Origin of the sequence: Roseateles hydrophilus (assembly GCF_026712245.1) — a bacterium.
Taxonomy (GTDB): domain Bacteria; phylum Pseudomonadota; class Gammaproteobacteria; order Burkholderiales; family Burkholderiaceae_C; genus Pelomonas; species Pelomonas hydrophilus.
Window position 1 is genome coordinate 284,754 of record NZ_JAPPUY010000005.1, and the last position, 17,820, is coordinate 302,573.

21 protein-coding genes and 2 pseudogenes are annotated in these 17,820 nt (G+C 68.8%); 19 read left to right on the top strand and 4 right to left on the bottom strand.

Annotated elements, in window-relative coordinates:
- Positions 1-44: 44 nt before the first annotated feature.
- The 14 genes and pseudogenes from NYO99_RS19210 to tatC all read left to right on the top strand — a co-directional run bounded on the left by NYO99_RS19210 (position 45) and on the right by tatC (position 7,872).
- On the top strand, positions 45-791 hold the full coding sequence (locus tag NYO99_RS19210; RefSeq protein ID WP_268168906.1) for a hypothetical protein: 747 nt from the start codon (positions 45-47) through the stop codon (positions 789-791).
- A 67-nt stretch (positions 792-858) separates the two neighbouring features.
- Positions 859-1,764, top strand: a complete 906-nt coding sequence (gene argB / locus NYO99_RS19215; protein ID WP_268168907.1) for an acetylglutamate kinase — start codon at positions 859-861, stop codon at positions 1,762-1,764.
- A gap of 3 nt (positions 1,765-1,767) precedes the next feature.
- Positions 1,768-2,451 (top strand): pyrimidine 5'-nucleotidase, encoded by a 684-nt coding sequence (locus tag NYO99_RS19220; RefSeq protein ID WP_268168908.1) that lies wholly within the window; start codon positions 1,768-1,770, stop codon positions 2,449-2,451.
- Positions 2,452-2,528: 77 nt separating this feature from the next.
- Positions 2,529-3,215 carry a response regulator gene (locus NYO99_RS19225; RefSeq protein WP_268168909.1) on the top strand — a complete coding sequence of 229 codons (687 nt, stop codon included), beginning with the start codon at positions 2,529-2,531 and terminating at the stop codon, positions 3,213-3,215.
- Between the two features lie 11 nt (positions 3,216-3,226).
- Positions 3,227-3,850: a nucleoid occlusion factor SlmA gene (gene slmA / locus NYO99_RS19230; RefSeq protein WP_268168910.1), complete on the top strand. Its 624-nt coding sequence runs from the start codon at positions 3,227-3,229 to the stop codon at positions 3,848-3,850.
- Positions 3,851-3,874: 24 nt separating this feature from the next.
- Positions 3,875-4,804 (top strand): ATP-binding protein, encoded by a 930-nt coding sequence (locus tag NYO99_RS19235; protein WP_268168911.1) that lies wholly within the window; start codon positions 3,875-3,877, stop codon positions 4,802-4,804.
- Positions 4,797-5,243, top strand: a complete 447-nt coding sequence (locus tag NYO99_RS19240) for an NUDIX domain-containing protein (protein ID WP_268168912.1) — start codon at positions 4,797-4,799, stop codon at positions 5,241-5,243. Before NYO99_RS19235 ends, NYO99_RS19240 begins: the two co-directional genes overlap by 8 nt.
- Before the next feature lie 4 nt (positions 5,244-5,247).
- Entirely contained in the window at positions 5,248-5,640 is a 393-nt protein-coding gene (gene hisI / locus NYO99_RS19245; protein WP_268168913.1) for a phosphoribosyl-AMP cyclohydrolase, read from the top strand.
- Positions 5,633-5,959, top strand: coding sequence for a phosphoribosyl-ATP diphosphatase (locus NYO99_RS19250; RefSeq protein WP_268168914.1), 327 nt, complete (start codon positions 5,633-5,635; stop codon positions 5,957-5,959). Before hisI ends, NYO99_RS19250 begins: the two co-directional genes overlap by 8 nt.
- Positions 5,956-6,306: a histidine triad nucleotide-binding protein gene (locus NYO99_RS19255; RefSeq protein ID WP_268168915.1), complete on the top strand. Its 351-nt coding sequence runs from the start codon at positions 5,956-5,958 to the stop codon at positions 6,304-6,306. Before NYO99_RS19250 ends, NYO99_RS19255 begins: the two co-directional genes overlap by 4 nt.
- Positions 6,307-6,352: 46 nt before the next feature.
- A complete protein-coding gene (gene tatA / locus NYO99_RS19260; protein ID WP_268168916.1) occupies positions 6,353-6,589 on the top strand; it encodes a Sec-independent protein translocase subunit TatA in 237 nt (78 codons plus the stop codon).
- A 6-nt stretch (positions 6,590-6,595) separates the two neighbouring features.
- Positions 6,596-6,824 (top strand): annotated as a pseudogene (gene tatB / locus NYO99_RS21410) (Sec-independent protein translocase protein TatB); the annotation flags it as partial.
- A 77-nt stretch (positions 6,825-6,901) separates the two neighbouring features.
- Positions 6,902-7,072, top strand: a pseudogene (gene tatB, locus NYO99_RS21415) (Sec-independent protein translocase protein TatB); the annotation flags it as partial.
- Positions 7,072-7,872: a twin-arginine translocase subunit TatC gene (gene tatC / locus NYO99_RS19270; RefSeq protein ID WP_268168918.1), complete on the top strand. Its 801-nt coding sequence runs from the start codon at positions 7,072-7,074 to the stop codon at positions 7,870-7,872. The pseudogene tatB (NYO99_RS21415) and the gene tatC, both read left to right, overlap by 1 nt.
- On the opposite strand, the gene NYO99_RS19275 is transcribed toward tatC, so the two are convergent.
- Complete coding sequence (locus tag NYO99_RS19275; protein WP_268168919.1) at positions 7,848-9,029, bottom strand: S1C family serine protease; 1,182 nt, start codon at positions 9,027-9,029, stop codon at positions 7,848-7,850. The two genes, tatC and NYO99_RS19275, sit on opposite strands and share 25 nt — an antisense overlap.
- 14 nt (positions 9,030-9,043) lie before the next feature.
- On the opposite strand from NYO99_RS19275, the gene NYO99_RS19280 reads away from it, so the two are divergent.
- The gene (locus tag NYO99_RS19280) at positions 9,044-9,790 is read left to right on the top strand and encodes a Nif3-like dinuclear metal center hexameric protein (RefSeq protein WP_268168920.1); all 747 of its coding nucleotides are present in this window, start codon (positions 9,044-9,046) and stop codon (positions 9,788-9,790) included.
- A 150-nt stretch (positions 9,791-9,940) separates the two neighbouring features.
- Positions 9,941-10,567 (top strand): flagellar biosynthesis protein FlhF, encoded by a 627-nt coding sequence (locus NYO99_RS19285; protein ID WP_268168921.1) that lies wholly within the window; start codon positions 9,941-9,943, stop codon positions 10,565-10,567.
- 3 nt (positions 10,568-10,570) lie between these two features.
- Here NYO99_RS19285 and NYO99_RS19290 read toward each other — a convergent pair whose 3' ends face one another.
- Positions 10,571-11,491, bottom strand: a complete 921-nt coding sequence (locus tag NYO99_RS19290; protein ID WP_268168922.1) for a M14 family metallopeptidase — start codon at positions 11,489-11,491, stop codon at positions 10,571-10,573.
- 72 nt (positions 11,492-11,563) lie between these two features.
- Between NYO99_RS19290 and pdxA the strand changes: the two genes are divergently transcribed.
- On the top strand, positions 11,564-12,565 hold the full coding sequence (gene pdxA / locus NYO99_RS19295) for a 4-hydroxythreonine-4-phosphate dehydrogenase PdxA (RefSeq protein ID WP_268168923.1): 1,002 nt from the start codon (positions 11,564-11,566) through the stop codon (positions 12,563-12,565).
- A gap of 102 nt (positions 12,566-12,667) precedes the next feature.
- On the opposite strand, the gene NYO99_RS19300 is transcribed toward pdxA, so the two are convergent.
- The gene (locus tag NYO99_RS19300; protein WP_268168924.1) at positions 12,668-15,046 is read right to left on the bottom strand and encodes a DUF1631 family protein; all 2,379 of its coding nucleotides are present in this window, start codon (positions 15,044-15,046) and stop codon (positions 12,668-12,670) included.
- A gap of 130 nt (positions 15,047-15,176) precedes the next feature.
- Entirely contained in the window at positions 15,177-15,596 is a 420-nt protein-coding gene (mscL, locus tag NYO99_RS19305) for a large conductance mechanosensitive channel protein MscL (protein ID WP_268168925.1), read from the bottom strand.
- 179 nt (positions 15,597-15,775) lie between these two features.
- Here mscL and petA point away from each other — a divergent pair, with 179 nt between their 5' ends.
- Together petA and NYO99_RS19315 are read left to right on the top strand one after the other, a co-directional pair.
- The gene (gene petA, locus NYO99_RS19310) at positions 15,776-16,372 is read left to right on the top strand and encodes a ubiquinol-cytochrome c reductase iron-sulfur subunit (RefSeq protein WP_268168926.1); all 597 of its coding nucleotides are present in this window, start codon (positions 15,776-15,778) and stop codon (positions 16,370-16,372) included.
- Between the two features lie 21 nt (positions 16,373-16,393).
- A complete protein-coding gene (locus NYO99_RS19315) occupies positions 16,394-17,800 on the top strand; it encodes a cytochrome b (RefSeq protein ID WP_268168927.1) in 1,407 nt (468 codons plus the stop codon).
- Positions 17,801-17,820: the final 20 nt, after the last annotated feature.

The following is a 17,820-nucleotide window of genomic DNA, read 5'->3' on the forward strand; positions in this document are numbered from 1 at the left end:
GGCTGCGTTAGTCTGCCGGCCACCTACCACTCTGCCAGATGCTCATGACGATCATCCGTTTCCGCCGCGTTGTTCTGCTATTGCTGGCGGCTTGTGCCACCGCTGCGAGCGCGGCGCCGATCACCAAGGTTGGCGTGATGTCGGCGGCGGGCCGGGATGTGCAGGTGGTGGTGCGGGCGCCGACCACCGGGACCCGGCTGGACCAGAACGCCCGCGACCGGCTGCAGGTCGGCGACGCGATCGAGCGCATCGTGCTGAAGGCGGTCGCGGACAGTGTGCGCCGTCACGGGTATGGCGAGGCTTTGCCGCTGGCGCTGCCGGCCAAGGGCAGCATGCCCTGGCAGCGTGATGGCGATGCCGTGCTGGTGACCCAGCCCCTTTTCGATGCCGCCAAGAAGGCGGGTCTGTCCCACCTGCTGCTCATTCAGCCTGCACGCGGCGAAGCCAACCTGAAGCTGTATCGCAGCAGCAGCGGTGCCGGCCAGCTTGAGGGCTTGGGTTTCTATGTGGACACGATGCTGGAAGTGGTTCGGGAGGACAACAACCAACCGGCCTCCGGTTTTCTGGCGCCGTATGTCTATGTGGACATGTTGCTGGTCGACGTGGCGACCCTGGACCTGCAGGCGATCTACCGGGCGCGCGCCAGCGTGGCGGTGGCTGACCCGGGCCGCCAGGGCAATGACCCCTGGCAGGCCTTGTCCACCGAGCGCAAGGTGGATGCACTTCGTTACCTGATTGAGGAGGAGACGGAACTCGCGGTGCAGCAATGGAAGGCGACACCTGCTCGTTGATGCCGTGCCGCGCAGCGTTGCGCCGCAGCATTCCTAGAATGCGCCGCAGTTCATCGGAGCCCCGAGCATGACCACGCCCCACACCACCGACGTCTCCCACATCGCGCCGCGCGAGAAGGCCGAGATCCTTTCGCAGGCCTTGCCCTACATCCGCAAGTTCCACGGCAAGACCATCGTCATCAAGTACGGCGGCAACGCGATGACCGACCCCGTGCTGCAGCAGGACTTCGCCGAGGACGTGGTGCTGCTCAAGCTGGTGGGCCTGAACCCGGTCGTCGTGCACGGCGGCGGCCCGCAGATCGAGGGCCTGCTGAGCAAGCTCGGGAAGAAGGGCGAATTCATCCAGGGCATGCGCGTCACGGATGAGGAGACGATGGAAGTCGTCGAGTGGGTGCTGGCCGGCCAGGTGCAGCAGGACATCGTGGGCCTCATCAACGCCGCCGGCGGCAAGGCCGTGGGCCTGACCGGCCGCGACGGCGGCATGATCCGCGCCAAGCAGCTCAAGGTGCAGGACAAGGACGATCCCAGCAAGGAGCACGACATCGGCCAGGTCGGCGACATCGTCTCCATCGACCCGTCGGTCGTGAAGGCGCTGCAGGACGATCAGTTCATCCCCGTCGTCAGCCCCATCGGCTTCGGCGAGAAGAACGAGAGCTACAACATCAACGCCGACGTCGTGGCCGCCAAGCTGGCCACCGTGCTGCAGGCCGAGAAGCTGCTGATGCTGACCAACATCCGTGGCGTGCTGGACAAGGCGGGCGAGCTGCTGACCGAGCTGACGCCGCGCCGCATCGACGAGCTGGTGGCCGACGGCACGATCAGCGGCGGCATGATCCCGAAGATCGCCGGTGCCATCGACGCGGCCAAGAGCGGCGTCAACGCCGTGCACATCATCGATGGCCGCGTGCCACACGCCATGCTGCTGGAGATCCTGACCGATCAGGCCTACGGCACCATGATCTCGTCGCGCTGACCGATGGCGTTGCGCGACAAGGTCTGGCTGTTCGACCTCGACGACACGCTGCACAACGCGTCGCACCGGGCGTTCCGGGAGCTGAATGCGTCGATGTCGGCCTACATCGTCACCCACCTGGGCCTGACGGATGCCGAAGCCGCCGAGCTGCGCAACCGCTACTGGCTGCGCTACGGCGCGACGCTGACCGGCCTGCAGCGCCACCACGGCGTGAAGCCGGCGCATTTCCTGGCCGAGACGCACAAGCTGCCCGGCCTGGAGGCGCACCTGCACGGCCATGCGCACGACTTGGCCGCGCTGCGGCGCCTGCCCGGCCGCAAGTTCCTGATGACCAACGCGCCGCGTGGCTATGCCGAGCGCGTGCTGGCCACCATCGGGCTGAGCGGGGCCTTCGAGGGCCTGATCTGCGTGGAGGACATGCAGCTGTTCGGCCACTCACGGCCCAAGCCCGACGCGCGCATGTTCCGCGTCGTGCTGGCGCGGCTCAAGCTGCGTGCCACGCAATGCGTGCTGGTGGAGGACACCCTCATCCATCAGAAGACGGCCCGTGGGCTGGGCATGAAGACGGTCTGGATGCAGCGCTGGCTGCGCCAGGCCGGGGTGATGCGGGGTGTGCAGCGCCGGCCGGCCTACGTCAGCCGCCGCGTGCGCTCGCTCGCGGCGCTGGCGCGCTCCCCCCACTTCTGAATGAACACCCCAGCCGGCCCGGCGCCTGGTTGGGTTGACAATCGGGTGTCCTGCGTTTTCTCACGTCTGTCGTACCCATGTCCCCGTTTTCGGTCCTGATCGTCGAAGACCAAGCCCGCTTCCGGGATGCCTTCACCCACGCCCTCGGCAGCGTGCCCGACATCGAACTGCTGGGCATCGCGCCCGACCTGCCGCAGGGCCGGCGCATGTTCGATCAGCTGCAGCCCGACGTGCTGCTCGTCGACCTGGACCTGCCCGGCGGCAGCGGCATCGAGCTGATCCGCCACGCCGCGCAGACGCGGCCGCAGTGCGAGGTCATGGTGATCTCGGTGTTCGGTGACGAGCAGCATGTGGTGGCCAGCATCGAGGCCGGCGCCACCGGCTACCTGCTCAAGGACAGCCTGGCGCTGGACCTGCCCGGCCAGCTGCGCTCGCTGCGCGCGGGCGGCAGCCCCATCAGCCCCGTCATCGCGCGCCGGCTGCTGGTGCGCCTGGCGCCCGGTGCGCAGGCGTCCACCGGCCCGTCGCCCGAGGCCATGGCTGCGGCAATGGCCGACGAGGAGGTTGTCGCGCTGTCCGAGCAGGAGTCGCGTGTGCTGCACCTGGCGGCCAAGGGCTTCACCTTCGACGAGATCGCGCAGTTCATGCAGGTGTCGCCGCACACGGTCATGACCTACGTGAAGCGCGTCTACCGCAAGCTGCACGTGCGCTCCAAGGTCGAGGCGATCTACGAAGCGCGCCGCCTGGGCTGGCTGCGGGATTAGCATCCGGCGCCATGGACGCCGAGACCGCCGCCGACAGCCCCGCCACGCCGACGCCGAAGAAGCGCCCCAAGCCCGGCGAGCGCCGCACCCAGATCCTGCAGGTGCTGGCCGGCATGCTCGAGCAGCCCGGCGGCGACCGCATCACCACCGCCGCGCTGGCCGCCAAGCTGGACGTCAGCGAGGCCGCGCTGTACCGCCACTTCGCCAGCAAGGCGCAGATGTTCGAGGCGTTGATCGACTTCATCGAGCGCAGCGTCTTCGGGCTCATCCACCAGGTCGTGGACGTGCCCCAGCCCCTGCCCGGGCAGGCCGCGCGCATCGCCACGCTGATCCTGCAGTTCGGCGAGAAGAACCCCGGCATGACCCGCGTCATGGTGGGCGACGCGCTGGTCTACGAGCACGAGCGGCTCACGGTGCGCATCAACCAGTTCTTCGACCGCGTGGAGTCCTCGCTGCGCCAGGTGCTGCGCGCCACTGCCGAGGCCCAGGGCTCGCTGACACCCACGGTGCAGGCCAACGCCCAGGCCGCCGTGTGGGTGAGCTTCATCATCGGGCGGCTGCACCGCTATGCACGCTCGGGCTTCCGGCGCCTGCCGACCGAGCAGCTGGAAGCAGCCCTCAAGGCCATCGCCTGACGGCCTGCCTCCTACACTGGCGGCATGTCTGCCGCTCTGGAATCCCTGCTGCACCGCGCCGAAGGCCTGCTGGCCCGGCTCGAGGCCGTCCTGCCCCATGCGCCCACGCCGCCGGACTGGGCGGCGTCCACCGCCTTCCGGGCCCGCCGCCGCCAGGGCGTGCTGTGCCTGGAGCCGGTGCGCGCCGTCAGCCGCATCGCCCTGTCTGACTTGCAGGAAGTGGGACCGCAGAAGGAAAAGCTGCTGCGCAACACGGCGCAGTTCGTCGCCGGCCGCCCGGCCAACAACGTGCTGCTGACCGGCGCCAAGGGCACCGGCAAGAGCTCGCTGATCAAGGCCGTGCTGAACGAGTTCTCGGCCCAGGGCCTGCGCCTCATCGAGATCGACAAGGCCGACCTCGTGGACCTGCCGGATGTCGTTGAACAGATCGCCGACCGCCCGGAGCGCTTCGTCGTTTTCTGCGACGACTTGAGCTTCGACGAAGGCGAGGCCAGCTACAAGGCGCTGAAGAGCGTGCTCGACGGCTCGGTGGCTGCCGCCAGCGACAACGTGCTGATCTATGCCACCAGCAACCGCCGCCACCTGCTGCCTGAGAAGATGGCCGACAACCTTGGCGGCTCGCGCGGCGAGCATGGCGAGATCCATCCCGGCGAGGCGGTGGAGGAAAAGATCTCGCTGTCCGAGCGCTTCGGGCTGTGGATCAGCTTCTATCCGTTCAGCCAGGCGGAGTACCTGACCATCGTCGCCCAGTGGCTGCGCCACTTCGGGCTGGACGACGCGGCCATTGCTGCTGCGCGTCAGCCCTCGCTGGTGTGGGCGCTGGAGCGCGGCTCCCGCTCGGGCCGCGTGGCCTACCAGTTTGCCCGCGACCTGGCTGGCCGCGGCGCGGTCGGCCAGCCGCTGCCGGGCCTGGCCATCGGCGACAACGCACCCGAAGGACTGGACCATGTCTGACGCCGAACGCGCGCCGGTCGAGGTGGCCGTGGGCGTGCTGGTCCAGCGCGACGCGGCCGGCCGGGAAGGGCGCTTCCTGCTGACCTCGCGCCCACCGGGCAAGGTCTACGCCGGCTACTGGGAATTCCCCGGCGGCAAGGTGGAGGTGGGTGAGACCGTCGAGCAGGCGCTTGCGCGCGAGCTGCGCGAGGAGATCGGCATCGAGATCGGGGCCGCCCACCCGTGGCAGGTACTGGTCATGGACTACCCCCACGCCCGCGTGCGGCTGAACTTCTGCAAGGTCTACGACTGGACGGGCGAGTTCCAGATGCTCGAGGGCCAGCAGATGGCCTGGGCCGACCTGCCGGTGCAGGTGCAGCCCGTGCTGCCCGGCACCATCCCCGTGCTGCAGTGGTTTGCCGCCGAGCGAGGCCATGTGGGCCCCACTCACCTAGACTGACGAGATGACCAACTGGCTCGATGAAGTGAAGTGGGACGACAAGGGTCTGGTGCCCGTGATCGCCCAGGAGCAGGGCACGGGCGACGTGCTGATGTTTGCGTGGATGAACCGCGAGGCCCTGGCGTTGACGGCCGAGCGCGGCCAGGCGGTGTATTTCAGCCGCTCTCGCAACAAGCTGTGGCACAAGGGCGAGGAGAGCGGCCATTTCCAGCAGGTGCACGCCATCCGCATGGATTGCGACAACGACGTCGTGCTGCTGACCATCACGCAGCTGGGGCACGAGCCCGGCATCGCCTGCCACACCGGCCGGCACAGCTGCTTCTTCCAGAAGCTGGAAAACGGCGCCTGGAGCCCCGCCGAGCCGGTGCTGAAAGACCCGAAAAAAATCTATGAGTGACGACATCCTCCGCCGCGTCGGCGCGGTCATCGAGTCCCGCAAGGGCGCCGACCCCGGCACAAGCTACGTCGCCAAGCTGTTCGACAAGGGCCTGGACAGCATCCTGAAGAAGGTCGGCGAGGAAGCGACCGAGACCGTCATGGCCGCCAAGGATGGCGACCCGAAGAAGGTCGTCTACGAGGTGGCCGACCTGTGGTTCCACAGCATGATCGCGCTGGCCCACTTCGGCCTGAAGCCCGAGGACGTGCTGGCCGAGCTGGCCCGTCGCGAAGGCCTGTCGGGCCTGACCGAATTCGCCCAACGAGGATACAAGCCGTGAGCCACTCCGACCCGAACTGCATCTTCTGCAAGATCGTTGCCGGCCAGATCCCCAGCCGCAAGGTCCACGAGGACGATGAGCTGCTGGTGTTCCACGACATCCAGCCCTGGGCGCCGGTGCACCTGCTCATCATTCCCAAGCGCCACATCGTCTCGATGGCCGAGGTGACCGAGGCCGAAGCCGGCCTGCTGGGCCGCATGATGACGCTGGGCCCGCGGCTCATGAAGGAGCTGGGCGTCAGCAACGGTTTCCGTCATGTCATCAACACCGGTCATGATGGCGGGCAGGAGGTGTTCCACCTGCACCTGCACGTGATGGGTGGCCCGCGGCCGTGGGCCAAGGGCTGAGCAGCCCTCACCTAGAATTTGAGCCAGTCCACAAGGAGCAAACAACATGGGTTCATTCAGTATTTGGCACTGGCTGATCGTCTTGCTGGTCGTCGTTCTGATCTTCGGCACCAAGAAGCTGAAGAACATCGGCAGCGATCTCGGCGGCGCCGTCAAGGGTTTCAAGGACGGCATGAAGGACGGGTCTGCCAGTGCCGATGCGCCCGCCGCGCCGCAGCAGGTCACGGCCAACAAGGTCAACGACCCCAACACCGTCGACGTCGACGCCAAGACCAAGTCCTGATCCCCAGTGCTTGATTTCGGCTTCGACAAGATCGCGCTGATCGGCGCGGTCGCGCTGATCGTCATTGGTCCCGAGAAGCTGCCGCGCGTGGCCCGCACCGTGGGCACGCTGCTGGGCAAGGCGCAGCGCTACGTGGCCGACGTGAAGGCCGAGGTCAACCGCTCCATGGAACTGGAGGAGCTTCAGAAGATGAAGTCCCAGTTCCAGACCGCGGTCAACGATGTGGAGCAGAGCGTGCGTCAGGAGGTCGACTCCGCCACGCAGGCGCTGAACCAGACCTGGAGCGATGTGGCTGACGATGGCAGCGCTGCGGATTTCGGCAGCCTGCAGACGCCCGCGCCCGAGTACCGCCATCCCAAGAAGAACTGGCGCCTCAAGCGCGGTGCAACGCCGCTGTGGTTCAAGCAGAAGGCCGGCGTGCGCCGCCACACCCAGTCCGGCGCGGCCCGCGTGGCGCGCTTCCGGCACCCAGGCATTCGCTGATGAGCTCCTCTTTCCAGAAACCCGACCACGACGAGCTGGCCGGCACCGAGCAGCCCTTCGTTGCCCACCTGATGGAGCTGCGCGACCGCCTGGTGCGTGCGCTGATCGCCGTCGTCGTGTGCTTCGGCGCCCTGTGCATCTACCCGGGCCCCGGGCCCATGTACGACCTGCTCGCCGCGCCGCTGGTGGCCCACCTGCCGGCGGGCACGACGATGATCGCCACCAACGTGATCGCGCCGTTCTTCGTGCCCATCAAGATCACGATGCTGGCCGGCTTCATGCTCGCGCTGCCGGTGGTGCTCTACCAGGCCTGGGCCTTCATCGCGCCGGGCCTGTACTCGCACGAGAAGCGGCTGGTGATGCCGCTGGTGCTGTCCAGCACGCTGCTGTTCTTTGCCGGCGTGGCGTTTTGCTACTTCTTCGTCTTCGGCCAGGTCTTCCAGTTCATCCAGAGCTTCGCGCCCAAGAGCATCACGGCGGCGCCGGACATCGAGGCCTACCTCGGCTTCGTCATGAACATGTTCATCGCCTTCGGTGCGGCGTTCGAGGTGCCGGTGGTGGTGGTGGTGCTGGCGCGCATGGGCATCGTGTCGGTGGAGAAGCTGCGCGAATGGCGCGGCTACTTCATCGTCGTGGCCTTCATCATCGCGGCCGTCATCACGCCGCCCGACATCGTCTCGCAGCTGGCGCTGGCCATCCCGATGTGCCTGCTGTACGAGCTGGGTCTGCTGGCCGCCGGCTACTTCATCCGCAGCACGACACCGCCGCCGGAAGATCAGTCCTCGTCCGAGCCGCGCTGAGCGCGCTGCGGCGGTGGGCGCTGGCCTACGAGCAGCGAGAACGTCATCGCCCGCTCGCCGCGTTGCAAGGCCACGTCGACGCGGCTGCGTGGCGCCAGGGCCGCCACGCGGGCCAGCAACTCGGCCGGTGAGGTGACGGGCTGGTCACCGATGCGCGTCAGCACATCGCCCGGCTTGATGCCGGCGCGGGCGGCGGGCGCGTCGTCGTAGACGCCCCGCACCAGCACGCCCTGGATGTCGCCCAGCTTCAGCGTCTCGGCCAGCTCGGGCGTCAGTTCGCCGGTCTGCACGCCGATGTAGCCGCGCGCTACCACACCGTCCTTCAGCAGCGCCGTCGCGACCTGCCGGGCCACGTCCACGGGGATGGCGAAGCCGATGCCCAGCGACCCGCCGCTGCGCGAGAAGATGGCCGTGTTGATGCCCACCAGCCGGCCGTCGGCGTCCACCAGCGCGCCGCCGGAGTTGCCGGGGTTGATGGCCGCGTCGGTCTGGATGAAGTTCTCGAAGGCGTTGATGCCCAGCTGGTTGCGGCCCAGCGCCGACACGATGCCGGAGGTGACCGTCTGACCGACGTTGAAGGGGTTGCCGATGGCCAGCACCACATCGCCCACCTGCAGGCTGGCGGCGTCGCCCAGCGCGATGACGGGCAGGTCGGGCAGCGTGATGCGCAGCACGGCGATGTCGGTCTCGGGGTCGGTGCCGACGATGGTGGCGCGGGTCTGGCGCCCGTCGCTGAGCTGCACTTCGATGTCCGACGCACCCTCGACGACATGGTTGTTCGTCAGCAGCACGCCGTCGGCCGAGATGATGACGCCCGAGCCCAGGCCCAGCTGCGGGTTGCGCGGCTGGCGCGGGCCGAAGTGGAAGCCGAAGACCGACTCGCGGCTGCGCCCGGCGCGCTCCGGTGCCTTGCTGGCCGTGATGCTGACGACGGCCGGCGACGCGGCGCGGGCGGCCGGCGCAAAGCCGGTGCGCGCGACCGAGGCTGGCGGCGTGGGCGGCAGGGCGATCTGCTGGGCTGTCTGGGCCGTCACGGCCGGCGTGGGGGCGGTGCCGCGCAGGGGCGGCAGCCAGTGCGGCTTCAAGGTGGCCACCACGAACAACGCTGCCAGCAGCACCGTGACCGCCTGCGCGAAAATCAGCCACAGCCGCTTCAACACTTCATCACCCCATGACCGATCGCGCCGCGCTGGAACGCCAGCTCAACCAATGGCTGGAGCCCACACGGTTCAAGGATTATGGGCCGAACGGCCTGCAGGTCGAGGGACGCGCCGAGGTCAACCGGCTGGTCTGCGGGGTCACGGCGAGCCTGGCCTTGATCGATGCCGCCATCGCGGCGCAGGCCGATGCCATCCTCGTGCACCACGGCCTGTTCTGGCGTGGCCAGGACGGCCGCGTGACCGGCTGGATGAAGCAGCGCCTGGCCCGCCTCATCCAGCACGACATCAGCCTGTTTGCCTACCACCTGCCGCTGGACGCCCACCCCGAGTTGGGCAACAACGCGCAGCTGGGCCGGCGCCTGGGCTGGATGGCCGATGGCCGCTTTGGCGACCAGGACCTGGGCTTCACGGCGGCTGTCGAGCCGACGACGCTGGTGGCCGTGAGCGCGCAGTTGCGCACGCTGACCGGGCGTGACGTGACCGCTGTCGAAGGCGATGGCCGGCCGCTGCGCCGCGTGGCCTGGTGCAGCGGCGGGGCGCAGGGCTATTTCGAGTCGGCCATCGCGGCCGGTGCCGATGTCTTCATCACCGGCGAAATCTCCGAGCCTCAGGCCCACTACGCCCGCGAGACCGGCGTGGCCTTCATCGCTGCCGGTCACCACGCCACCGAGCGCTACGGTGTGCAAGGCGTGGGCGAGCGCGTGGCGGCCGAGTTGGGCCTGGCGGTGCGCTTCATCGACGTGCCCAATCCGGCCTGAGCTCAGCCCAACCGCGCCCTAACCCTGGCGTAACGCGGCGGCCCGCGACCGCCCCTAGCATGCAGCGATGAATTCGCTCGCTTGCCGCTGCTCCGCACTTGCGCCGACCGAGGCGCCGCGCGAGCGGTGTGGCGTGGCACCGCTGTCGGCTTGAGCACCGTCGCGTTTTGGCGGCCCGGCGCGCCGGTGTGGCGCCCGCGGGCGGTGATGCTGGCGGTGCTGATGGGGCACGCCGTGCTGTTGCTGCTGTTCTGGCAGGCGCGCCTGCAGCCCGCCACCAGCAGTGAAGCCCGACGGGCGCTGGCGTTGCGGCTGGTGGCGCCCGTTCAGCCGCCGCGCCCGCGCCGCGCGCCGGCCGAGGCGCCGCAGTGGCCGGGCCCGCCGGCCAACGTGCCGCCCCTGGCGCCACCGGACTTCACGGTGGCCGCCACCACGGCAGCCGGCCCGGGCGCCGATGCCTCACCGGCCGGCACGCCTGGCACGCCGCCATCGCCGGCACGGGCCGCCTCGGGCAGCGCGCCGCTGGACCTGCGGCCACGTGCCGAGGTGCTGCGCGGCGCGCTGGCCAACCCGGCCACGACCGATCCGCGCAGCAACACGCCCCGGCCCACGGTCGAGGAGCGCATCGCCATGGCCCTGAACCCCGAGTTGTGCGTCAAGCTCGAGCGCGATGCGCAGGGCGTGGTGACGCGCCGCATGGGCCGCATGGTGGGCACGCTGACCCACCTGCAGGCCACGCTGGGCGTGGGCGCCATGAGCGTGAGCACCTGCCAGTAGCCGTCAGTCCGCGGCCGACAGCGCGTAGGCGATGGCCGCCCGCACGGCAGCGACCTGCGCATCCAGGCATTGCTGCGGCGTCGTGCGCGGGCTGTCGGGGTAGACCTCGGTGGTGGTGCTGAAGCGCGCCGCCGTGATGGCCGCGCACAGGCCCTTGCGCGCCACGGCGTAGCTGATGACGCCGGGCGACTGCAACGGGCAGCCGATGATGAGGCCGTGGGCGTCGGGCGGCGCGATGTGGGTGACCTGCGCCACGGCGTTGATGACGGCGCGCTGGAATGCGGGCTGGGGGCGGTCCGCATCGTCGACGAGGTAGAAGCCGTCGGGCACGGTGTCCGGCACGAAGGCCTCGCCGTCGCGGGCGGCCAGCGCGGGGCGGAACTCGGCCTCGTCGCTGTCGGTGGTCTCGTGCAGGTCGATGTGCAGCCGCGTGCGGCCGTGCAGCGGCGCCAGCAGGGCCACCAGCGCCGCCGACTCGCCGGCCGGGCTGCCGGCGCGGAAGTTGCGGTTGGGGTCCAGCGCATCGGGGTTCCAGCGCTGCACGCGTTCGTAGGCCCAGGGGCTGACGCAGGGCACGGCCAGCAGGTTGGCCCGGCCGGCGGTCTCGGTGCCGTGGTCGCGCAGGAACTGCAGGGCGCCGTGCACGCCGCTGGTCTCGTAGCCGTGCACGCCGCCGGTGATCACCAGCGTGGGCAGGTCGTCGCGCCAGTCGCGGCTGCGCACAGCCAGCAGCGGGAAGCGCTCGCCGTCGTAGACCAGCGCGCCGTACTCGCTGACGTCGAAGGACTGGCGCAGCGGCTCGAGGGCAGCCAGCACGTCATCGGCGTAGCTGCGCTGGCTGACGACGCGGGCGCGCCAGGCGGCCACGTCGGCAGGCCCCCAGGGCTGACCGGGTGTACCGATGGGGTAGGGGGGCGGGGTCAAGGGCTTCTCCGGCGCTGCAAGGGTGGCCGGCAGTCTGCCAGCGGCTGGGGTGGTGCGATGAAAGAATGCGTCATGTCTTTAGCGTCCCAACTTCCCCTGCCCATCGTCATCAGCATGGGCGACGCCTGCGGCATCGGCCCCGAGATCATTGCCAGCCTGTGGCGCCGCGAGGCACCGCGCGAGGCCGTCGTGGTGGGCGATGTGGCCGTGATGCGCCGTGCCGTGGCGATGACTGGCGGCGGGCTGGCGGTGCTGCAGCTCACGTCACTGGCCGAACACGACCGCGTGCCGCCGCGCTGCGTGCCTGTCTGGCAGCCAGAAGGCCTGCCGGCGGGGCTGGGCGAATTGCCTCTCGGGCAGGTGGACGCGCGCGCTGGGGGCGCGGCGGCCTTGTGCATCGACGCGGCGGCGGCACAAGTCCAGGCTGGTCGGGCGCGGGCGCTGGTCACGGCGCCCATCCACAAGGAGGCCCTGCATGCGGCCGGCTCGCCGTTCCCCGGGCACACCGAGATGCTGCAGGCGCTGGCCGGCGGGGCGCCGGTGCGCATGATGCTGGCCAACGAGGAGCTGCGCACGGTGCTGGTCACCATCCACTGCGCGCTGCGCGATGCCATCGCGCGCGTGACCCGGGCCAGCGTGCTGGAGACGGTGCGCATCACCGGCGCCGCGCTGCAGCGCATGGGCATCGCGGCGCCGCGCATCGCGGTGGCCGGGCTGAATCCGCATGCGGGCGAGGGAGGCTTGTTCGGCGACGAGGAGATCCACCACATCGCGCCGGCCATCGCCGATGCGCGCGCGCTGGGGCTGGATGCGACCGGCCCCCATGCGCCGGACACGGTCTTCATGCGTGCGCGGCGCGGCGAGTTCGACGTGGTCGTCGCGATGACGCACGACCACGGGCTGATCCCGGTCAAGTACCTGGGCGTGGAGCAGGGCGTCAACGTGACGCTAGGTCTGCCCTTCGTGCGCACCAGCCCCGATCACGGCACGGCGTTCGACATCGCTGGGCGCGGCATTGCCGACCCGGCCAGCCTCGCGGCGGCGTTGGCGATGGCAAGGCGATTGACCGTCTGACGACGCTGGCGGCTCAAGGACGCAGGGGGCGGCGTTCCCGCGGGGGAACCGACCAGGATCGCGCGCGTTGAGCAGCGAGACGGGGCGAGGGGCCTGTTCACTTCAGCGCGTCGGTGTGAGCGCGGCGAGCTGCGCGCGGGCACGGGCCGTGGCGCGCTCCAGCAGGTGGGCGGTCTCGTAGGCGCGCATGCGGCCAGCCTCGCACAGCTTCTTCAGCATGCGAGCAGTCATGGTGACCGTTTCCTGGTGGCGGTTGCCGTGCGTGAAGATGAAGAAGCTGCGGCCCGCGCTGATGTGGGCCAGGCGCATCTTCTGCCACTCGGTGCCGGTGTGCATCTGGTAGGCGAATCCCAGCTGCATGTTGTCTACCAGCAGCGCGCCGCCGCTGGGTTCGGCGGCGCTCTCGGCGGCAGGCAGGCCGTCGATGGAGATGTCCACGGCCTGCAGCGGCTCGGCGGCAGCGACGGCGTCGTTGCCGGACAGGTCCAGATCGAGCTCGCCGTTCCAGTCGACGGTGGCCTCCTCGACTAGGCCCAGACTCTTGGCCTCGGCCGGGGTCAGCCGCTGACTGGCATCCAGGTCGCCCGGCAGCGTCTCGCCTGCCATGGGCTTGGCCAGGTCGGCCTCGGCCGGTGGCGGCACGCCGAAGATCTGGTCGAGCTGCTTGATCAGCAGGTTGGTGTCCAGCGCGCTGGGGGCCTGGCCCTTCAGCGACTCGGCATGCGCCGGCAGCAGCGCACCGAAGAAGTCCTTGCGCGGCGCGTCGGGCCAGCGGATCAGGTCCAGCCCCTCGTTCAGCGTGCGCATCAGGTTGGGCAGCTCGCGCAGGAAGTCGGCACGGGCGGCCGTGCCGCCCTTGGGCTGCACGCTCATGACCAGGCTGCGGCCCAGCGTGCGCAGGCGCAGCGCACGTTCAGGCGCCCCTTCTCGCGAGGCCAGCACGATGGCCTGGCTCCAGACCTGGGCCAGGAAATTGCGCAGGAAGTCCTGCATCGGCACGCGCGCCAGCTGCTGCTGCAGTTGCAGTGCATAGCGCTGTTGCAGGCGCAGGTCGGTCTCGCGCCGCTCAACGACGGCGGCCGCGTCGCCCGAGGCCTTCAGCGTGACGCGGGCTTGCTCGGCGATGAAGGCTTCCAGGTCGTCCAGCTTGGACGTGTAGACGTCCATGCGGTCGAAGTCGCCCTGTGTGACGTCTTGCACCAGGTCGCGCACATGGGTCAGGAAGGCCCGGCCCGGGTCTTCGCTGAAGTCGTCGAATGCGCAGGCCAGCGAGGCCAGCCGGTTGACGAACTGGCGCACTGGGTGGCGGCGCGACGAGAAGAACGTCTCGTCCCCCAGTGCCGCCCGCAGCACCGGCAACTGCAGCCGCGCCAGCAGGCGCGCCATCTGCGGCGGCACCTTGGGGTCGGACAGGATCTGGTCGAACAGGCTGCTGACGACGTCGATGACCATGTGGTCCAGCCGGCCCGTGGCGGCCTGGCGCAGCTCGTCGCGGTGCAGCTGGATCAGGTTGGGTGGCAGCGGCAGCTGGCCCCAGGCGCTGGGTTCGCCGGACAGCGTGTCCAGCCCCATGCGGCTGGAGTGGCCGCTGTCGTGGGCGTCGAAGGCTGCGGGCGCTTGGGCAAGGCGGCGCAGCAGGTCCATCATGTGCGGGTCGACACGGCCGATGCCCGGCCCCATGCTGCTGCGGCCGCCGAAGCCGCCGGCGCTGCCGCCCATCGTGCTGCGACCCAGCGTGCCGTGGCCCGAGCTGATCGCGCCGCTGCGCGTTGACATGGCGCCGTGCCCCGAGTCGAGCTCCGCGTGCTGACTGGCCGCACCGCCGAGCGCACCGTGCCGCGATGCGCCGTCCGGCGTCGCCCGCACACGCAGGTCCTGCGGCCGTAGCCCGCGTGAGCGCAGCAGCTCGGCGATGTCGGCATAGCAGCCGCGCATCTCCTGGGCCAGCGAGCGGGTCAGCTCGTCGGTCAGCGTCTGGCGCGTCAGCGGGTCGTCGGTGATGGCCTGCACGGCGTCCAGCAGTGCCTGGCCGATGAGCTCCGGCCGCAGCGGGTTGCGCTCGCCGACCTGGATGCTTGAGATGTAGGACTCGACTTCGCGCAGCTCCCACTCGCTGTGGTGGCCGATGGCCAGGCCGATGCGGTCTGCGGCGACGAGGTTGTTGACCTGATCGTCATCCATCAGCGACAGCTCGCCCCAGTCCTTCTTGGCGGAGGGCGTGGTCTCGGTCTTGGCGCCGGACTGTTCGGCCGTGACCTGCCGGCGCAAACTCTGCAGGAACCGCTGCGAGAACGTGCCTTGCTGCTGCCTGAAGACGAACTGTGCGGCGAGCAAGGCGTCGCGCCGCTTGATCTGCCCGGCCGACAGCGCCGACAGTCCCAGACCTTCGGCGCAGCGCTCCGCCGCCTGCTCGCCCGCCAACCGGATGCGGGTCAGCGAGGCTTCGAGGTGGGGATTCAGGCGAATCTCGGGCGCGTTCATCGAGGGGGTGGGGCGCAGGCTTGCACCCAAAGTATCGCGCCGGCCGCAAGCCGGGGTTTCCGGCAGGGCGTCAAATCCGTGGCAAAAACAAGCCCGGTAACGATTGTTTACCGGGCGCTTGCAATTTCGATCAGCGCTTGAGCGAGTCGCGGATCTCGCGCAGCAACTGGATGTCTTCCGGTGTGGGCGGCGGTTCGGCCGGTGCGGCGGCGGGTTCGCTGCGCTTGAGGCGGTTGATTTGCTTGATCATCAGGAAGATGACGAAGGCCAGGATGATGAAGTTCAGCGACACGGTCATGAAGCTGCCGTAGGCCAGCACAGCGCCTTCCTTCTTGGCGTCGGCCAGCGTCGTGGCTGTCTGGCCGGCCAGTGGGATGAAGTAGTTGCTGAAGTCCAGGCCGCCGAACACCTTGCTGACCACCGGCATGATGACGTCGCCGACCAGCGAGTCCACGATCTTGCCGAAAGCACCGCCAATGATGACGCCGACGGCCAGGTCGATGACATTCCCCTTGACGGCGAACTCCCGGAACTCAGACAAGAAACTCATGCGGACTCCTGCAAAAAAGGGTGGATTGTGAGGGGCGGCGGCGATGTTGACGCCAACTCCGCGGGGCCAGAAGGCGGGTAAACCTGCGTGCTTTCGCCCGCGCGGCGGGGCGGGGCGCCAGCCAGCCTCCGCTAGAATCCCAGGCTGCCCGAGATCAGAAGTCTCTTTAGAGGACCCTCATGAGTGACCAGCAAGTGGACCAAGGCAAGCGCACCTGGTTGATCGCAACCGGTTGTGCAGGTGCCGTGGGTGGCGTGGCAACCGCCGTTCCCTTCGTCAGCACCTTTGCGCCCAGCGAACGAGCCAAGGCCGCCGGCGCGCCGGTCGAGGTGGACATTTCCGGCCTGAAGCCCGGCGAAAAGCTGACTGTGGAATGGCGCGGCAAGCCGGTCTGGATCGTGCGCCGCACGCCCGAACAGCTGGAGGCGCTCAAGCAGCATGACGCTGCGCTGGCAGACCCCAATTCCGATCGCAAGGCCTACCCGACGCCCGAGTACGCCAAGAACGGCCATCGCTCCATCAAGCCGGAGTACTTCGTCGCCGTGGGCATCTGCTCGCACCTGGGCTGCTCGCCCAGCGACAAGTTCGCCGCCGGCCCGCAGCCGTCGCTGCCGGACGACTGGACGGGCGGCTTCCTGTGCCCCTGCCACGGTTCGACCTTTGACATGGCCGGCCGCGTCTTCAAGAACAAGCCGGCGCCCGACAACCTCGAAGTGCCGCCCCACATGTACCTTGCCGACACCAAGCTGCTGATCGGTGAGGACAAGAAGGCCTAACGAGAACAAACGGGACGACACATGGCTGAATTCAAGGAAGCCCCCGCGGGCGCATCTGTCGGCGTGAAGACCATGACCTGGCTGGAGAACCGGTTCCCGACCGCGTTCGACGCCTACAAGGTCCACATGTCGGAGTACTACGCGCCGAAGAATTTCAACTGGTGGTACATCTTCGGCTCGCTGGCGCTGCTGGTGCTGGTGATCCAGATCGTCACCGGCATCTTCCTGGTGATGCACTACAAGCCGGACGCGGCGCTGGCCTTCGCGTCGGTCGAGTACATCATGCGCGACGTGCCCTGGGGCTGGTTGATCCGCTACATGCACTCCACGGGTGCGTCGGCCTTCTTCGTGGTCGTCTATCTGCATATGTTCCGTGGCTTGATCTACGGCAGCTACCGCAAGCCGCGCGAGCTGGTGTGGATCTTCGGCTGCGCGATCTTCCTGTGCCTGATGGCCGAGGCCTTCATGGGCTACCTGCTGCCCTGGGGCCAGATGTCGTACTGGGGCGCCCAGGTCATAGTGAACCTGTTCGCCGCCGTGCCCTTCGTTGGTGAAGACCTGGCCCTGATGATCCGCGGCGACTACGTCGTTGGTGACGCCACGCTGAACCGCTTCTTCAGCTTCCACGTCATCGCCGTGCCGCTGGTGCTGCTGGGCCTGGTGGTTGCCCACCTGCTGGCGCTGCACGATGTGGGTTCCAACAACCCCGACGGCATCGAGATCAAGAAAGGCCCGAAGGACGCCAACGGCAAGCCGCTGGATGGTGTGCCCTTCCACCCGTTCTACTCGGTGCATGACATCTACGCGGTGTGCCTGTTCCTGCTGGCGTTCACGTCCATCGTGTTCTTCGCGCCCGAGTTCGGCGGCTACTTCCTGGAGTACAACAACTTCATCCCGGCCGACCCGTTGAAGACCCCGGCGCATATCGCGCCTGTCTGGTACTTCACGCCGTTCTATTCCATGCTGCGCGCGACCACCGACGTGATGGTCAACGTGCTGTGCGGCGTCATCGGTCTGGCCGCGGTCGTGAGCTTCCTGAAGGGCAAGTTCGGCGGCCCCGCCAAGATCGCGCTGCTCGTCGGTGCGCTGGTGCTGATTGGTCTGCTCAAGGTCTTCGACGCCAAGTTCTGGGGTGTGGTGGTCATGGGTGGCGCGGTCGTCATCCTGTTCTTCCTGCCCTGGCTGGATCACAGTCCGGTCAAGTCCATCCGCTACCGCCCCGACTGGCACAAGTACGTCTACGCCGTGTTCGTCGTGTTCTTCCTGTGGCTGGGCTACCTCGGCATCCAGCCGCCCAGCGACCTGGGCACGCTGGTGGCGCAGATCGGCACGCTGTTCTATTTCGGCTTCTTCCTGCTGATGCCGTGGTGGAGCCGCCTGGGAACGCCCAAGCCGGTGCCCGACCGTGTGACCTTCAACGCCCACTGAGCCGCGGAGCTAGAACACCA

Excerpts from the sequence above, each read along its gene's own strand:
- NYO99_RS19300 (WP_268168924.1), bottom strand. The coding sequence starts at position 15,046 with ATGAACGCGCCCGAGATTCGCCTGAATCCCCACCTCGAAGCCTCGCTG.
- NYO99_RS19280 (WP_268168920.1), top strand. The coding sequence starts at position 9,044 with ATGACCGATCGCGCCGCGCTGGAACGCCAGCTCAACCAATGGCTGGAG.
- NYO99_RS19315 (WP_268168927.1), top strand. The coding sequence starts at position 16,394 with ATGGCTGAATTCAAGGAAGCCCCCGCGGGCGCATCTGTCGGCGTGAAG.
- NYO99_RS19210 (WP_268168906.1), top strand. The coding sequence starts at position 45 with ATGACGATCATCCGTTTCCGCCGCGTTGTTCTGCTATTGCTGGCGGCT.
- slmA (WP_268168910.1), top strand. The coding sequence starts at position 3,227 with ATGGACGCCGAGACCGCCGCCGACAGCCCCGCCACGCCGACGCCGAAG.
- NYO99_RS19235 (WP_268168911.1), top strand. The coding sequence starts at position 3,875 with ATGTCTGCCGCTCTGGAATCCCTGCTGCACCGCGCCGAAGGCCTGCTG.
- mscL (WP_268168925.1), bottom strand. The coding sequence starts at position 15,596 with ATGAGTTTCTTGTCTGAGTTCCGGGAGTTCGCCGTCAAGGGGAATGTC.
- petA (WP_268168926.1), top strand. The coding sequence starts at position 15,776 with ATGAGTGACCAGCAAGTGGACCAAGGCAAGCGCACCTGGTTGATCGCA.
- argB (WP_268168907.1), top strand. The coding sequence starts at position 859 with ATGACCACGCCCCACACCACCGACGTCTCCCACATCGCGCCGCGCGAG.
- tatC (WP_268168918.1), top strand. The coding sequence starts at position 7,072 with ATGAGCTCCTCTTTCCAGAAACCCGACCACGACGAGCTGGCCGGCACC.
- NYO99_RS19240 (WP_268168912.1), top strand. The coding sequence starts at position 4,797 with ATGTCTGACGCCGAACGCGCGCCGGTCGAGGTGGCCGTGGGCGTGCTG.
- NYO99_RS19250 (WP_268168914.1), top strand. The coding sequence starts at position 5,633 with ATGAGTGACGACATCCTCCGCCGCGTCGGCGCGGTCATCGAGTCCCGC.
- NYO99_RS19225 (WP_268168909.1), top strand. The coding sequence starts at position 2,529 with ATGTCCCCGTTTTCGGTCCTGATCGTCGAAGACCAAGCCCGCTTCCGG.
- NYO99_RS19220 (WP_268168908.1), top strand. The coding sequence starts at position 1,768 with ATGGCGTTGCGCGACAAGGTCTGGCTGTTCGACCTCGACGACACGCTG.
- hisI (WP_268168913.1), top strand. The coding sequence starts at position 5,248 with ATGACCAACTGGCTCGATGAAGTGAAGTGGGACGACAAGGGTCTGGTG.
- tatA (WP_268168916.1), top strand. The coding sequence starts at position 6,353 with ATGGGTTCATTCAGTATTTGGCACTGGCTGATCGTCTTGCTGGTCGTC.
- pdxA (WP_268168923.1), top strand. The coding sequence starts at position 11,564 with ATGTCTTTAGCGTCCCAACTTCCCCTGCCCATCGTCATCAGCATGGGC.